At 71.7% G+C, this 15,794-nt stretch carries 9 protein-coding genes; 4 read left to right on the top strand and 5 right to left on the bottom strand.

The features are described 5' to 3' along the window. Positions 1–136 precede the first annotated feature (136 nt). Together lhgO and ACFY9I_RS07890 are read right to left on the bottom strand one after the other, a co-directional pair. Positions 137–1,348, bottom strand: a complete 1,212-nt coding sequence (lhgO, locus tag ACFY9I_RS07895; protein WP_390998156.1) for an L-2-hydroxyglutarate oxidase — start codon at positions 1,346–1,348, stop codon at positions 137–139. A 200-nt stretch (positions 1,349–1,548) separates the two neighbouring features. Next, on the bottom strand, positions 1,549–2,973 hold the full coding sequence (locus ACFY9I_RS07890; RefSeq protein WP_390998154.1) for an MFS transporter: 1,425 nt from the start codon (positions 2,971–2,973) through the stop codon (positions 1,549–1,551). Between the two features lie 715 nt (positions 2,974–3,688). Here ACFY9I_RS07890 and ACFY9I_RS07885 point away from each other — a divergent pair. Then, entirely contained in the window at positions 3,689–5,782 is a 2,094-nt protein-coding gene (locus ACFY9I_RS07885) for an asparagine synthase-related protein (protein WP_390998151.1), read from the top strand. Positions 5,783–5,796: 14 nt separating this feature from the next. Here the strand turns inward: ACFY9I_RS07885 and ACFY9I_RS07880 are convergent, their stop codons facing one another. Both ACFY9I_RS07880 and ACFY9I_RS07875 read right to left on the bottom strand, forming a co-directional pair. Beyond that, the gene (locus ACFY9I_RS07880) at positions 5,797–7,695 is read right to left on the bottom strand and encodes a sigma-70 family RNA polymerase sigma factor (RefSeq protein WP_390998148.1); all 1,899 of its coding nucleotides are present in this window, start codon (positions 7,693–7,695) and stop codon (positions 5,797–5,799) included. 386 nt (positions 7,696–8,081) lie between these two features. Further along, on the bottom strand, positions 8,082–8,882 hold the full coding sequence (locus ACFY9I_RS07875; protein ID WP_390998145.1) for a TetR family transcriptional regulator: 801 nt from the start codon (positions 8,880–8,882) through the stop codon (positions 8,082–8,084). A 506-nt stretch (positions 8,883–9,388) separates the two neighbouring features. On the opposite strand from ACFY9I_RS07875, the gene ACFY9I_RS07870 reads away from it, so the two are divergent. Next, complete coding sequence (locus ACFY9I_RS07870) at positions 9,389–10,753, top strand: FAD-dependent oxidoreductase (RefSeq protein WP_390998143.1); 1,365 nt, start codon at positions 9,389–9,391, stop codon at positions 10,751–10,753. 293 nt (positions 10,754–11,046) lie between these two features. Beyond that, positions 11,047–12,717 carry a SpoIIE family protein phosphatase gene (locus ACFY9I_RS07865; RefSeq protein ID WP_390998140.1) on the top strand — a complete coding sequence of 557 codons (1,671 nt, stop codon included), beginning with the start codon at positions 11,047–11,049 and terminating at the stop codon, positions 12,715–12,717. Between the two features lie 528 nt (positions 12,718–13,245). Here ACFY9I_RS07865 and ACFY9I_RS07860 read toward each other — a convergent pair. Further along, positions 13,246–14,508, bottom strand: coding sequence for an MFS transporter (locus ACFY9I_RS07860; protein WP_390999126.1), 1,263 nt, complete (start codon positions 14,506–14,508; stop codon positions 13,246–13,248). Between the two features lie 165 nt (positions 14,509–14,673). Between ACFY9I_RS07860 and ACFY9I_RS07855 the strand changes: the two genes are divergently transcribed. Further along, positions 14,674–15,231 (top strand): MarR family transcriptional regulator, encoded by a 558-nt coding sequence (locus ACFY9I_RS07855; RefSeq protein WP_390998137.1) that lies wholly within the window; start codon positions 14,674–14,676, stop codon positions 15,229–15,231. Positions 15,232–15,794: the final 563 nt, after the last annotated feature.

Below are 15,794 nucleotides of genomic sequence, written 5' to 3'. Positions count from 1 at the left end.
GAGGTAAACCCCTGCGACGCCCTCCCAGCGCGGCACGGGTAGGGGCGGCGGGGGCGAACCCCTCGGACGCCGACCCTCAGACGCCGACTCCTCAGACGCCGACTCCTCAGACGCCGACTCCTCGGACGCCGACCCCTCAGACCTGAGCCAACACACCCAAGGCTCTCCTCCCCACCTCCCGCCCGATCGGCAGCGAAGCCGTCGCCGCAGGCGAGGGCGCGTTCAGCACATGCACCGCCCGCGCCCCCTCCCGGATCAGAAAGTCATCCACCAGCGTCCCGTCCCGAAGCACCGCCTGCGCGCGTACCCCAGCCGCCGCCGGCACGAGATCTCCTTCGGAAACCCCCGGCAGCAGCCTCCGCACGGCCCCGGTGAAGGCCTTCTTGGACACCGACCGCCGAAGCTCCCCGGCTCCGTACCGCCAGTGCCGTCGAGCTATCCGCCAGGAACCGGGCCATGCCAGCGTCGCCCCCAGCTCCCGCGCCCGCACGGTCCCCCACCCGTACCCCTCACGTGCCAGCGCGGGCACCGCGTTGGGCCCGATGTGGACACCCCCGTCGATCCCTCGCGTCAGATGCACCCCGAGGAACGGGAACGCCGGATCGGGCACGGGGTAGACGAGTCCTCGGACCAGCTCGGGACGGGCCAGCTCGTAGTACTCCCCCCGGAACGGCACGATCCGCATCCCGGGCTCGTCCCCGGTCATCCGGGCCACCTCGTCGCAGTGCAGCCCGGCGCAGTTCACCAGCACCCGCCCCCGTACGATGTCGCCGCCCCGGATCCGCACGGCGACCCCCAGCGAGGCCCGCCGGTCGATCCGCTCGACCTCCGCGCCGTACCGGATCTCGGCGCCGGAGGCCCGCGCGAGCTGCCGGGCGACCCCCACGAAGTCACAGATCCCGGTGGTCCCGACATGTATGGCCGCGAGCCCGCGCACCTCCGGCTCGTACTCGGCGATCTGGGCGGCGCCCAGCTCCCGCACCGGAATCCCGTTCTCCCGCCCGCGCTGCACCAGGGAGTGCAGCCGGGGCAGCTCGGACCGCTCGGTGGCGACGATCAGCTTCCCGGTGACGGCGTGGTCGATGCCGTACTCGGCGCAGAACTTGACCATCTCGGCGGCGCCCTCGACCGCGTACCGCGCCTTCAGAGATCCCGGACGGTAGTAGATCCCGCTGTGGATGACACCGCTGTTCCGCCCGGTCTGGTGCCGGGCCGGCCCCGGCTCCTTCTCCAGCACGGTCACGTGTGTCCCCGGCGCCGCCCGCGTGATCGCGTACGCCGTCGACAGCCCGACGATCCCCCCGCCGACCACGAGCACATCGCAGTCGTAAGCGCCCTGCCTCCGCACGCGCCCCACCTCCCGACTCCGATAGTGCACTGCACCACTGACAATGCCCTCAAACCCGGAAGCCGTCTTCATGACGCCGGTCACGCAGGGGCCGTGCCTCAAAGGGGCGCGGGGAACTGCGCGAGCAACCACGACGCACCCGCAGGTCCCGCAACCACACACCCGGCGGCCGGGTAGGAGCCCGCGGCCAAGCGGAGCGCTTACGCCGGCGTCATCAACAGCGGCCGCGCCCTCTCCCGCAGCTCAATGACCCGCGGCTCATCCCCGTACGGCTCCAGCCGATGCAGCAGATCCTTCACATACTCGGTCGTGCGAGCCGACGAGATGCGCCCCGCGACCTCCACCGCCCGCACCCCCTGCTCGCACGCCGCATCGAGGTTGCCGGACTCCAACTCGGCGACGGCCGAGACGACGAGCCGCAGCCCGTGCGAGCGTACGAACTCCTCCGTCGGCCGCGACAGCGCCTGCTCGGTGAAGCGGCGCACCTGACGCGGCGCCTTGAGGTCGCGGTAGCACTCGGCCGCGTCCGCGGCGAACCGGTCGTAGCCGTAGAACCCCAGCCAGGTCGGGTCGTTGTCGCCGTCCCGGGCCCGTTCCAGCCACCCCTCGGCGGCCTTGAGGGCCGCCCCGGCGGCCGCCGCGTCGCCAGCGCGCGCGTGCGCCCTCGCCTCGACGAGCCGGAAGAAGCTCATGGTGCGGGCGGTGGCCAGCCCCCGGTTGCGTTCGAGGGCGGCCTGCGCGAGATCGACGCCCTCGTCGCCGAACCCGCGGTAGGTCGCCTGCAGGGACATCGTCGCCAGCACATACCCGCCCAGCGGCACGTCGGCCGCGGCGCGCGCGAGCCGCAGCGCCTGGATGTAGTACCGCTGCGCGGCCTCCTGCTGACCCGTGTCGAAGGCCATCCAGCCTGCGAGCCGGGTGAGTTCCGCGGACGCTCCGAACAGCGCGCGGCCCACCTCGTCGGAGTACGACCCGAGCAGCAGGGGCGCCGCCTCGACCCGCAGGCACTCCGGCACCATGGACGAACGCCAGTCGCCGCCCCCGTACTTGGAGTCCCAGCGCCTGGCGTCCTCGGCGGCCTCACGCAACTTCTGCACATCGCTGTGGCCGACCTTCAGTGGCGACCCGGAGCCCTCGACGGAGCCCGCCTCGCGCGCCACCGAACTGTCGGCCGGGGTTATCAGCCAGCGTGAGGCGGGTGTGGCGTAGGCGCTCACCGCGAACGATCCTGCCAGGGACTGCCAGATGCCGCCGGAGCCGGCGCGGCGTCCCGCGAGGTCGAGCCGGTACAGCTCCGTCGCCGAGCGCACCGCCTGTCCGACGTCACGGGGGAAGGCGAGGCCCACTTCGGGGGCGGGATCCGCGTCCGCCAGGCCGATCTCGTGGAGCGGCACCGGTCGGCCCAGCTTCTGGCCGATCGCGGCCGCGATGAGATGCGGCGCGGCACCCTGGGGGACCATGCCCTTGGAGACCCACCGCGCCACCGAGGTCTTGTCGTAGCGAAGTGTCAGCCCGCGTTGAGCGCCAAGGTCGTTGACGCGACGCGCGAGTCCTGCGTTGCTGATTCCCGCGAGGGCGAGAACGGCGCCGAGCTTTTCGTTCGGCCCGCGTTGCTCCCTGGACATTGCGCCACCCCTCGAACAGACGGCTGCCGCGGCGGCATAGGCACGCGGCATTCGTAAACCCAGCGTAGTTCGCCGCATCCCAAGCGTTAAGGGGCCCAAATCCGGATGGCGGGATTGTGGTCCGTACGAAAGAGCGGACAGAGTACGGAGTGTTGTCACGTGCTCCCGCTGTGTGGCCGTGCGCCTGTCCGTGCGCTCTTCTCCGGCCACCGGGGGAGCGGTTCCATGGTCGTGCGTGGGTCGGCCCGCTGTACTGGATCCAGTGGGCTGGGGGACACCGCCGCCTACATCCCCGCGGGCGGCGGACCGGTCCGGGAGGCGAACTCCGCCTCCCGGACTGTGCGTTGACACTGAGTTGCCATCGGGGGCGGCGCGGGGGGCATGCCGACTCCGCCCTCCGTGGCCGATTTGGCCGAAAATCGACGGTGGTCGTGGAGAGGGAATACCGCTCCGACCACGGCTCTTGAGGGCGCGTTAAGTGTTTTGGGGGAGCGTACCGGGGGCGCATTCGCGTCGTAGACCCGGGGTTCGCCTTTGTCGACTCCCCCTCCTCAGGGCCTACTTGAGGGTGTGGCGGGGGAGCGCTCAAGGCTCCCCAGGGGCGCACTTACCGGTGTGCAAGCCGACCCGCGCGCCCTCCGACAGGCCTCCTTCGTGGCAGCATGGGAGCCGGTTCGTACGGTGCACTGGTTGTCCACAGCCTGTGGAGGCGTCGATGCGGTGGTTGGTGGGATGGAGCAGTACCGCCGCTGGCGCACCCGTCATCGGCTCCGCCGGAGCCACCGGACACGACGGCGAGAGCGTGCACCCGGTCGGCTCCCACCTCATCTGGGGCGACCCCGATCCGCTGTGGGCCGTCGGCGACTGGCGCCCGGACGAGGTGCGTGTGGTGCGGGCCGACGCACAGACGAAGATCGCCGTCCTCGGTATCTGCGGTGCCTCCGACGAGCAACTGCGCGTGGGCCTGTTCGCAGCCCGAGGCGGCGCCCTGCGCCACCTCACCGCCTGGCCCGGCAGCTACACGGCCGTCGTCCAGGTCGGCCGCCGGGTCACCGTCTGCGGCGACCTCGCGGGCGCGCGCCCCGTCTTCCACACCCCCTGGGCCGGCGGCACCGCGTACGCGACGGCAGCCCTCCCTCTCGCCGACCTCATCGAGGCCAACCTCGACTTCGGGCATCTGGCCGCCCTGCTCGCAGCCCCCGACGTACCGGACGCCCTCCATGACTCCACTCCGTACGACGGCGTGCGCCGCATTCCCCCGGGGCACGCACTGATCCTGCGCGCCGGTGCGCGCGAGATCGCCGGTTACGAGCCGGTCGCCTCCATCGCCGTCGCCGCCCCCTCCGCAGACCCGGCCGGCGCGGTGGACGACGTCCGCGACGCCCTCGTGGAGGCCGTACGCGTCCGCCTGTCCGCCCCCCGGCACGTACCCGACGTGGACCCGGGGCCGGTCCCCGGCATGGGCCCCGCCGAGCGCCGCGCCGCCCGGGGCATGCCGGCCCCCGGCATCGGCGCCGACCTCTCGGGCGGCCCCGCCTCCGGCACCCTGGCCCTGCTCGCCGCCGGCCTGCCCGGCGCCCCCGGTACGGTCCTCGGCCACGGCACGGGCGCCGGCGAACGCCTCCTGGCCGTCACCTTCAACGACCTGGCCACCTCCGGCCGCGAAGCCGAACTGGAACGCGCGGGCACCATGGCCGCCAACCCCCGCCTGCACCACGTGGTGGTGACGGGCGGCGAGGAGGTCCTCCCGTACGCCGACCTCGAAGGTCCCCTGACCGACGAACCGGGCCCCTCCCTCGTCACCGCCGCCCGCCACCGCGCCCGCCTCGCCTCCGGCAGCGCCGACCACTTCACCGGCTACGGCGCACGCCAGGTCCTGGACGCCCACCCCGCCCGCCTCGCCGACCTCCTCATGGACCGCAAACGCCGCCACCTGGTCCGCCCGGTCGCCGCCCTCGCCAAGGCCGACGGCTCGGTGATGGTCCCCGCGCGCGTGTACGGCGCCGCCCGGAAGCTGGCCCGCACCCCGTACCGCTCCGGCGTCGAAGTCCTCGCCACCCGTCTGATGCAGCGCCGCTTCGAGGAGCCCGGAGGAGCGGTGGGCGCCTCCCTGGCGGCGCTCACCTGGGCCAGACCGGGCCCGGCCGCCCGCTGGCTCACGGGCGAGGCCCTGGCAGAAGTATCGATTCGCCTCGGCGCCACCACCGGCCGCCCCACCGTCGGCCCCGGCCAGCGCCCCGGCGACTTCCGCGCCCGCGCGGCCCTCGCCCGCCACGCCGCGGACCTGAGAATCCTCGAACAGGCCGTCGAGATCCGCTCCCAGCGCCTCCACACCCCGTTCCTCGACAACCAGGTCGTCCGGGCCTGCCGCGCCCTCCCCGAGGCCCTCCGGGTCCAGCCGGGAGCCCGCGCCGCCATCCTCCGTACGGTCCTGGAGGGCGCCGGCGTCACCGACCTCCCACCCGGCTGGGGCGCCCCCTCCCACGCAACCTCCGCCGCCGCCACCCGCACCGGTCTCCGCGCCTCCGCCGACACTCTCATCAGCCTCTTCGACACGCCCCTGCTCGCCCAGGCGGGCCTGGTGGAGGCCCGAGTGGTCCGCAAGGCCCTCCGGGCAGCCGCCGAGGGCGAACCCCTCCCCCTGGACGGCCTCGCCGACCTCGTCTCCCTCGAACTCTGGCTGCGCCGCCTCCTCTCCCGCCGCGGCACCTGCTGGACGGGCACGCCCGCGAGACAACGCGCGGTCCCGGCCGGCATCAAGCCCCAGCGAGGCGCACTGGGGGCGGGGGCCACGGCGAGACGGGGCTAGAAGGCCCGTGCTTCTCACCCGCAGGTGAATTCCGACCGCGCCCAGTCCGCCAACACCGGCAGGTCGTGGTGGCCGTGCGGTTCGACGACCAGCCGTACCGTCTCCCGGCCCCTGAGGTCCACATGGACCGGAACGGCCGGCTCCCCACCCCGCACCGGCCCGGACTTCCACAGTCGGACCCCGTCGCCGTACACGGAGAAGGAGACCTCGCCGAGACCGAGCGTCATGTCGTCGACACCGACGAGGGCGTCGTACGAGCCGCAGCGGCGGTTGAGGCCGATGGTCACGGAGGAGTGGCCGTGCACGGTCACCCCGTGGGCGTACCGCTTCCCGGCGATCGACATCCCGTACCGCTGCCAGACCCAGCTGCTTTCGCCGAACCGCATCTCGGGCTCGCCGCCGTCGCCGAGGACGTCGTACCGCAGCTCGTTCCACCGGTACACGGCCGGTGCCGGGGAAGGGGGCGTCGGGGTCGGCGGGGGCGACGGCTCGGTCGGTGAAGGCGGTGGTGTGGGTGTGGGCGAAGGTGTCGTCCTCGCGTCGGGCGCCGGCGGCGTTGCCGACGGCGTCGGCGTCGGGGGCGGTGAAGGCGTCGGCAACGGCTTGGACACCGGAACCACCGGCACCATCGCCGCCGGTGTGCCCGGCGGGGGCTCCTCCGGCGGCTCCGACGGATCGGCAGCCGGCTCTTCCGGTGGTGCCTCCACGGGTTGGCTGACGGGCGGCCTGGCCAGTGGCAACTTGTCCTCCGTGTCGTTGCCCGCCAGGGCGAGCGCCACGGCCGCGGCCACCATCCCGGCCACACTCACCGCGATACCGGCCTTGGCCGGTGCTCCGAGCGCTTCCACGGCGGCCCCGCCGCCCGCGCCACTCGCGCCCGCACCCGCGGAAGCCCCGCCCACCGCAGCCGCCCCCGCGGCTCCGGCCGCCCCGACCCCCGCGCCCCCGGCGACGAGCGCGGCCGTCTTCGCATAGCCGGCCGCACCGAACCACCCGATGACCGCGATCGGTACGACGGCGGGAATGCCGCCCGCGACCTCCTTGATCTGCCCGGCGGCCAGCCGGCACGCCGCGCACTCCTCCAGATGCGCCCGCAACCCCCGCTCGGCGCGCGTCCGCAGACCGCCCCGCGCGTACGCGCCGAGCCGGTCGGCGTAACGCCCGCACTCCGCCGAGTTCCCCGCGAGCGTGGCGCTCACATGGGCCTGCAGATACGCCTGTTTGAGCCCCTCCCGGGCCCGACTGGCCAGCACACGCGTCCCGTTGGCGTCCAGCCCGAAGAGCGTGGCGACCTCGCTCGGCGACTCGTCCTCCACCTCCGTGTGCCACAGCACGGCCTGCCACCGCTCCGGCAGCGACCGGAAGGCCCGCATCGCCATCGACTGCTCGGCCTCGTGCAACGCCCGCACGTCGGCCCCGAGATCGAGTCCCGCTGCGAAGGAGCTCATGGACGCGGTCGTGTCCGACACCTCGGCCCCGCGAGAGGCCTGCGCCGCGAACACGGCGAAGTCGTCGACCAGTTGCTCCCGCCTGGCGGAACTCGTCCACGTGGCGGCGACACGCCGCACCGACGTCAGCAGATAGGCCCGTACGGCGTGCTCGGGCCCGGACCCGCCCCGTACGGCCTGCAGCATCCGGGCGAAGACCTCAGCGGTCAGGTCATCGGCCGTATGGGCGTCCCGGCAGCAGGCCCGCGCATAACGACGCACGGCCTCCGAGTGCCGCCGGTACAGCTCCTCGTACGCCGAGTCGTCCCCCGACCGCATCCGCTCGATCAGATCGGCGTCGGACGGCGCCCGAGGCGGCAGCACCCCCGAGTCGGACCGGTCCCACTGCGCCGGAACCCGCCTCCCCTGGCCGGGCACCTGAGGGGGTGCGTCACCCACCGACTCGTCCCGCCCGTCAACACCCATCGCGGAAGCCCCCGCCACCAGCCCACCCAGTCCTGAACACCGGTCAGAGTGCCATATCGGCTTTTGATCAGCCCCCGCACCAAGGGCGTACCACTCGTCCGAGCGGACTTCCCGGACATCAGTACGCGACTTCACCTGTCCAGGTGAGGCCCAGGGGTGGTGGCCGGCCCGGAGGGCCGCCTCCCAGGGGTGCGGGGAACCGCGCGACAAGCCACGACGAGGCAACGGACATCCACGCGCGCGAGGCCTGCCCGGGGCCGAAGGGGCAGCGCCCCTGGGGATGGGAACGGGTAAGGGCGGCGGGGGGCGAAAAACACCCCACGCCGCCCCTGAGGCGAACCGAACCCGACATCCATCACGCCGGACGCACCCTCACCCGACACCCGTCAGACCGGCCGAGACCGCAACCCCTCCAACAGGATGTCCAGCAACCGCGCCGACGCGGCAGCCTGCTGCGCCGCATCAGGCAACGCGGGCGCGCCCGTGGCGATCACGAGCAACACATCAGCCACGGTCACGTCCTCGCGCAGTTCACCCGCCGCCCGAGCCCGCTCCACGAGCTGCCCCACGACCTCGAGCAGCGCGGACGCTCCGGCGTCGTCCACCGACCCGCCACCGCTGCCGACGGCACCCGGGTCCGCCGGCACCAGCCGCAACTCGGCCGTCGGCTGAACCCGCTGCTGCGGCACCCGCGCCTCGTCACCGACACCGCCACCGACAACGTCGGCCCCGCCGGCCCCGGTCGCGTCCTCCGCGACCCCGACCCGCAGCACCTGCGGCGGCAGCAACCGCCCGGCACCCGACGCCACCGACGTCCGCAGGAACCGCGACAGCGCCTGCCACGGGTCCTCCTCCTGCCCGAGCGCCACCCTGGCCTGTTCGGTGAGCCGAGACGTCTCCTCCTCGGCTATCCGCCGGACCAGGACGTCCTTGCTCGGGAAGCGCCGGTACACCGTGCCGACACCCACTCGGGCCCGCCGGGCCACGTCCTCCATCGGCGCGCCGTACCCCAGCTCGCCGAAGACCTCGCGCGCCGCGCGCAGCACGTGCTCGAGGTTGCGCTGTGCGTCCACGCGGAGCGGAGTCGACCGCACTCCGTCACCGCGTCCGTTGCCGCCCGCCGAGCCGATCGCACCACCGGGTGCGATCGTGGGCGCGGACGACCAATGAGACTCCTGAATATGCATAAGTGTTCCCCCGGTAATGACGTCTCCCCCCGGAGACTCTCCCCGTCATCGGAAGCCGCCGGCACCTCGGCGCCGACGAGCCGGAGCGGCGGAACGATCGCCCAAGGTCCTCGGTGGTCCCCCGATTCCCTTCGTCGGAGAGCCGGCCCCCGAGCCGACCCGCCCGTCGCGGACCCACTCGGTACCCGGACCCGGACCCGGAATCCGCATCGGATCCCGAACCCGCCCGAACCTCTTGGACGCATCCCCCCTACACCCCGTCAAGACACGAACATAGTTGAGAGGGAGTCAATTCAGAAGGGGCACGTTCCGCACGGAGCGCCCCTCGATCGGAGTACGGGTGGTTTACGTCCGGTTTGCGCCCCCTCCTGCCACCCGGCTCACATCATCTGACCTGCGCACCTGTCGCTCACGCCGGTAAATCGGGCAACCCCGCGCCCCGACGGCGACCGGTCACACAAATTGCCGGGCCTGTGGACAAACCAGCGAGCAAGGTGCGTCATGGGATGGTGAAGGAACCGATGCGCATCCTTATCGTCGGCGGCGGATACGTCGGGCTGTACACAGCGCTGCGCTTGCAGCGACAGCTGAAACCGGAACTCGGACGCGGAGACGTCGAGATCGTCGTCGTGTCCCCCGACCCCTATATGACGTATCAACCCTTCCTTCCGGAGGCGGCCGCGGGCTCCATCTCGCCCCGCCATGTCGTCGTACCGCTGCGCCGTGTCCTCGACAAGTGCAAGGTCGTCATCGGCGAGGCCACCGCGATCAACCACGCCAAACGCATCGCGACCCTGGACACCCTCGCCACAGAGGAAGAGGGCACGGGCTCCGAACAGCTCACGTACGACGAACTGGTCCTCGCCCCCGGCTCGATCTCGCGCACCCTGCCCGTCCCCGGGCTCGCGGACTTCGGCATCGGCTTCAAGACCGTCGAAGAGGCCATCGGCCTGCGCAACCACGTCATCGAGCAGATGGACATCGCCTCCTCCACCCGTGACCCCGCGATCCGCGACGCCGCCCTGACCTTCGTCTTCGTGGGCGGCGGCTACGCGGGCGTGGAGGCGCTCGGCGAGCTGGAGGACATGGCCCGCTACACCGCGCGGTACTACCACAACGTCAAGCCCGAGGACATGAAGTGGATCCTCGTGGAGGCGTCCGACCGCATCCTCCCCGAGGTCGGCGAGGAGATGGGCCGCTACACGGTCACCGAGCTGCGCCGCCGCAACATCGACGTACGGCTGCACACCCGCCTGGAATCGTGCACCGACCGCGTCGCCGTCCTCAGCGACGGCGCCCGCTTCCCGACCCGTACGGTCGTGTGGACGGCCGGTGTGAAACCGCATCCCGTCCTCGCCGCCACCGACCTCCCGCTGAACGAACGCGGCCGGCTGAAGTGCACCGCCGAACTGTCGGTGGAGGGCGTCTCGCACGCGTGGGCGGCCGGTGACGCGGCCGCAGTCCCCGACGTCACCGCCGAACCCGGCAAGGAGACCGCCCCCAACGCCCAGCACGCCGTACGCCAGGCCCGCGCCCTCGGCGACAACATCGCCCGCTCCCTGCGCGGCGAGCCCCTGCAGACGTACGCGCACAAATACGTCGGCTCGGTCGCCTCCCTGGGCCTGCACAAAGGTGTCGCGCACGTCTACGGGCGGAAGCTGAAGGGCTACCCCGCCTGGTTCATGCACCGCGTCTACCACCTGAGCAGGGTGCCCACCTTCAACCGCAAGGCCCGCGTCCTCGCCGAATGGACCCTCTCCGGGCTCTTCAAACGCGAGATCGTCTCGCTCGGTTCACTCGAACATCCCCGTGCGGAGTTCGAACTCGCGGCCGGTGGAAAGCCTCCTGAGGACCCGAAGGGGTCGTCCTGACCGGATCCAGGAACTCCACCGTTCAGCCCGACGTCTGACGGATGTCGGTCCGGTCGGCCAGACTGGTCCGCGATGTGATCCATGATCTCGGGCGGGGCCATCACCCTGCCCGCACACCACCCACCAAGCCCGCACGAACCACCCCATTCGCCACCGGCTCGACCATCGCCCCACCCCTTCGGCACCCACGACCAGGCGTCCCCCCACCGCCGCACCCGGGGCAACCCTCCGGGCCACCGGCCGGATCCGGAGCCGGCCACAGACAACAACACGAGGCACGAGGCAAGGATTCGGTGAACTTCACGCGCTGGAGCGCCCGGCTCCCCGGTACGCAGCGCCGCGCCGCAGCGCGGACCGAACACACGATCACCCCGGACCGGCGGGGGGACGGCTCCGTGCCCGCCGCCCGCGCCGAACGGCAGACCGACGACCCCCCGGACCACACACCGACCGTGCCCGCCGTCGACGACCTCCCCACCCGCGAGATCCTCGACCGCATCCCGGCCCTCGTAGCCCTCGTGCACGGCCCCGACCACCGCACGGCCTACGTCAACGATGCCTACGTCGCGGCCTTCGGCGTCCGCCCCCTCGGCGAGCCCGCCCGCGAGACCCTGCCGGAGCTGGACGCCCTCGGCCTTCTTCCGCTCCTCGACCAGGTCCTGCGCAGTTCCAGACCCCGCACGGTCAAGTCCCGCAAGGCCCCCGGTGGCCGCAGTTACACGATCACCTGCACCCCGGTCGCCGTACCCAGCGGCACACGGCAGGGGGACGGCGGCGTCCTGATCTTCGCCGCCGATGTCACCGACCACGCCGAGGCCGCCGAGCGCCTGCGCGCCAGCGAACGCCGCCAGCGCGAGACCGCCGTCACCCTCCAGCGCTCCCTCCTCCCCCAGGAACTCGAACAGCCGGACGACCTGCGCATCGCCGCCGTCTACCACCCCGGCGGCACGGAGACCGCCGTCGGCGGCGACTGGTACGACGTCATCACCCTCGGCGGCGGCCGCACGGCCCTCGTCATCGGCGACGTCATGGGACGGGGCGTCCGCGCCGCCGCCGTCATGGGCCAGCTCCGTACGGCCGTCCGCGCCTACGCCCGCCTGGACCTCCCCCCGCACGACGTCCTGCAACTGCTGGACGGCCTCGCCACGGAGATCGACCCCAACCAGATCGCCACCTGCGTCTACGCCGTCCACGACCCCAACGAGGGCCGCCTGGTCTACGCCTCGGCAGGCCATCTGCCCATCCTCGTCCGCGACGAGAGCGGCACCGTCCTGCGCGCCGACGAACCCACCGGCCCCCCGCTCGGCACCGGCGGCTGGACCCACTCCTCCGGCTCGATCCCCCTCGGACCCGGCTCCACGGCCGTCTTCTACACGGACGGCCTGGTGGAGCGCCGCAACGAGGACCTCGACGAGGGAATCGCCGCCCTGGAGCGCGCCCTGGCCGGCGCCACCGGCACCCCCCAGGTCGTCTGCGACCGCCTGGTCCGCTCCACGGGCGTCACCGCCGACCACGACGACGACGTCGCCGTCCTCGTCCTCCAGCACCCCGCCCGCACCGGCCCCGACGGAGAACTCTTCCGCAACGCGGCGCTGGAGCTGCTGGGCGGTGTGGAAGCGGCCCCTCGAGCCCGGGCCTTCGCCTCCGGCGTCCTGACCAGCTGGCGCTTCCCGCCGGAACTGCACGACCTGGGAGTCCTGGCGGCCAGCGAACTGGTCGCCAACTCCCTCCAACACGGCACCCCGCCCATGCGTCTGCGGCTGCGCCGCACCGACCGTCGGCTCATCGTCGAGGTCACCGACGGCAACGACCATCTGCCCCGGCGCCGCCGGGCCGACCCCGCCGACGAGTCCGGCCGCGGCATCGCCATCGTCGCCACCATCGCCTCCAACTGGGGCAGCCGCCGGGCCCCGGGCGGCGGCAAGGCGGTGTGGTGCGAGTTCGCCCTGCCGCGCACGACCTGACGAACGGGGCCCCGCCCGGGCCGCTCACACGGCTCGGGCACCTGTCGGTCCGGCTGGCGATCACCGCCGCGAGATCACCTCCTGGCGAACGTCGAACGGATGCCGGGTTGACCACTCGCCGGCCTGGCCGTCGCCGACTCCGGCGAGATCCGGATCGGCGGCGGGGTCTTCCAGGACCACAACCTCAGCGAGGAGTCACCGCCGCCCAGAAAGCCCCCTGGAGGCCCGCAGCGTCCCCTCGACAGGCTCGTAAGCAGGCACGAGAAACAACTGTCCCGCGTCGGCCTCACCGGTCTCGACGACCGTCTGCCTCGCCACCTCCCTGTACCTGGCCGCCTTCGTCGCCGCCCTCCACTCCGCCCACAGACTCCGCGTGACCGAAGCCAGATCAGGCTGACCCGACCCCGGTGCCCGGCGACACCCGAAAGCGCACACGGTCCCGACATCCCGCCTCGACCACCCCCACAGCCCTGACATCCGGTCTCGGAAAAGCGGTCGGGGCCGCCACTCATGTCCGGTCAAGGGGACCTACGCGGCCAGTGTCGACCCAGCAGGCGCCCCACCCCGAGCCACGACCCGGCTCCTCGCCAGCGACGGCTGGTCCTGTACGGCCGTGAGCCGCCGCCCGAGCCGCAGCGCCAGCACCGTGATGCCCAGAGAGAGGAGCAGGAACATCACGATGTACGGGGTATGCAGCGAGGCCCCCATCGGCCCGCCCACAGCCGGCCCGACCGCCAGCGCGAGCTGCTTGACCAGCGCGAACGCGGAGTTGTACTGCCCTGCCATCCCCGTCGGAGCCAGATCGGCCACCAGCGGCGCGACGGTCGGCGACAACATGGCCTCACCGAGACCGAACAGCGCGTACGTCGACACGAATGCGGCGGTGGCCATGGTCTGGCCCGTCTGCCCCAGCCCGGCGAACCCGGCCACCGCCCACGCGACGGCCCATATGAGCCCCACGGCGGCGATCACCCGCGACCGTCGACGCCGCTCCACGAACCGCAGCACGGCGAACTGCGCGATCACGATCACCGCGGTGTTGGCAGCCAACGCCGTCCCGAGCGCGGAGGTCGATATTCCTGCCGCCTCGACCCCGTACGCACTCAGCCCCGACTCGAACTGCCCGTAGCAGGCGAAGAAGAGCACGAACCCGAGCACGCAGAGCCGCACCATGGCCCGGTTGCCGAGCAGCTGCTTCCAGCTTCCCTTGGGCGTCGCTCCCGTCGCCACATCCTCGGCCTTCGCCATCCGAGGCATGCGCACCGTCGCCATCACACCGACGAGCACCAGGAACATCGCCGCCTGTATGGAGAAGAGCAGCGTGAAGGACCCCGCGCGTGTGGCATCCACGAGATGCCCGCCCATCAGGCCTCCGACCCCGAGCCCGAGGTTCTGCAGAAAGAACTGCGTGGCGAAGTCCCGCGACCGCGACTCCGCACGCGAACAGTCCACGATCATCGTCGCGAGCGCCGGCTGCGTCACGGCCTGCCCGGCCCCGAGCGTCGCCGCGGACAACAACACGGTCGTGGCACTCGCCGCCAGCCCGAGCCCCAGCGACCCGATCGCAGCGGTGACCAGGGAGGCGAGCAGCACCGGAAGCGGGCCACGCCGGACTATGGCCCGCCCGGCGAACGGCAGCACCACCAGCGCGGCCACGGCGAACACCGCGAGCACCAGTCCCGCGGTCATCGCCCCGAGATCCCGCACCTGCGCCACGTAGACGTACAGATACGGGACCGTGAAGCCGAGTCCGAACGCGCCGAGCGCGTTGCCCACATGAATCCGGCGCATCGCTGCGCCCGTCCCCCTGGTCACGTTCACCTGCCTAGGTAAGAGAAAGCCCCCACGCCCGCCACTCAGGCGTTACCACTGAAGACTTCGAAGATAAAACTTAGAACCTAAACACTACACCCCGAAGGACTTCGATGCCAAGCAGGGGCGTGCCATACTGCGACCATGGGCGACACCCCCACCACCTCCGACAGCGCCGAGCCGACACTCGAGGAGCAAATCGCCGCCTACCAGCGCGAGTTCCAGGACCTCGACCCCCAGGTCGAGAAGATCGTCTCGGGGCTCTCCCGGCTCAACCGCCGCATGAACGTCGCCTACGGCCGCCAGACGTCGGCGCTCGGCATCAGTAACGCCGAGTGGGAGGTCCTCAAGGCCCTCGTCCTCTCCGGCGCCCCTTACCGCATGGGCCCGAGCGAACTCGCCAAGCGGCTCGGCCTCACCCCGGCCGCCATGACCCACCGGATCGACCGCATGGTCACCGAGGGCCTGGTGACGAGGGAGCGCGACGAGACCAACCGCGTCCGCGTCATCGTCGAGCTCACCTCCGAAGGCCGCGAGAAGTGGCTGGAGGCCATGCGTCTGGCCTCGGTCTTCGAGGAGGACCTCCTACAGGACCTCTCACCCCTGGAGCGCACGGTCCTCGGCGAGGTCCTGACCCGCCTCCTCCGCCGAGTCGAACATGCCCAGCCGGACGCCGGCGGCCGGCTCACCGACCTCGATTGAAGTCGTACGCTGAAGAGAGCCCGAAGTTTGACCGCGGGCCACCCGGGGGAGACTTGACAGTCCACCCCGTGATCCGTAGAGTTCTTCGGGTTGCCGCAGAGCCGTAACGGTTCTGCGACAGCACCTCCGCCGCTCAAGCGGCACCCAAACAAACCAGCACGATCTCCCAACCGGGTCGAATTCGGCGTGCCCGAATTCAATTCGATTTGGGTTCGGCAGCCCGATTGGGAACTGTCGGCCAGATCCGCTAAGGTTTGGGACGTCGGAACGGCCCAACAGCCGTGAAGACAACTCCCACTGACTGGGAATCAGGCCCGAAAGGATCTGATAGAGTCGGAACCGCCGGAAAGGGAAACGCGGAAGCGGGAACCTGGAAAGCACCGAGGAAATCGGATCGGAAAACGATCTGATAGAGTCGGAAACGCAAGACCGAAGGGAAGCGCCCGGAGGAAAGCCCGAGAAGATGGTTCGGGTGAGTACAAAGGAAGCGTCCGTTCCTTGAGAACTCAACAGCGTGCCAAAAATCAACGCCAGATATGTTGATACCCCGTTCTCGGCCGTCT

Source organism: Streptomyces sp. NPDC012510 (assembly GCF_042955065.1).
Lineage (GTDB): Bacteria > Actinomycetota > Actinomycetes > Streptomycetales > Streptomycetaceae > Streptomyces.
Note: the sequence above shows the minus strand (reverse complement) of the source record. Positions and strands in the feature narration are given on the sequence as shown.

What these genes read in the sequence shown, in the direction of transcription:
- ACFY9I_RS07890 (WP_390998154.1), bottom strand. Translation starts at nt 2,973, where the DNA reads ATGTCCAGGGAGCAACGCGGGCCGAACGAAAAGCTCGGCGCCGTTCTC.
- ACFY9I_RS07885 (WP_390998151.1), top strand. Translation starts at nt 3,689, where the DNA reads ATGCGGTGGTTGGTGGGATGGAGCAGTACCGCCGCTGGCGCACCCGTC.
- ACFY9I_RS07880 (WP_390998148.1), bottom strand. Translation starts at nt 7,695, where the DNA reads ATGGGTGTTGACGGGCGGGACGAGTCGGTGGGTGACGCACCCCCTCAG.
- ACFY9I_RS07875 (WP_390998145.1), bottom strand. Translation starts at nt 8,882, where the DNA reads ATGCATATTCAGGAGTCTCATTGGTCGTCCGCGCCCACGATCGCACCC.
- ACFY9I_RS07870 (WP_390998143.1), top strand. Translation starts at nt 9,389, where the DNA reads ATGGTGAAGGAACCGATGCGCATCCTTATCGTCGGCGGCGGATACGTC.
- ACFY9I_RS07860 (WP_390999126.1), bottom strand. Translation starts at nt 14,508, where the DNA reads ATGCGCCGGATTCATGTGGGCAACGCGCTCGGCGCGTTCGGACTCGGC.
- ACFY9I_RS07855 (WP_390998137.1), top strand. Translation starts at nt 14,674, where the DNA reads ATGGGCGACACCCCCACCACCTCCGACAGCGCCGAGCCGACACTCGAG.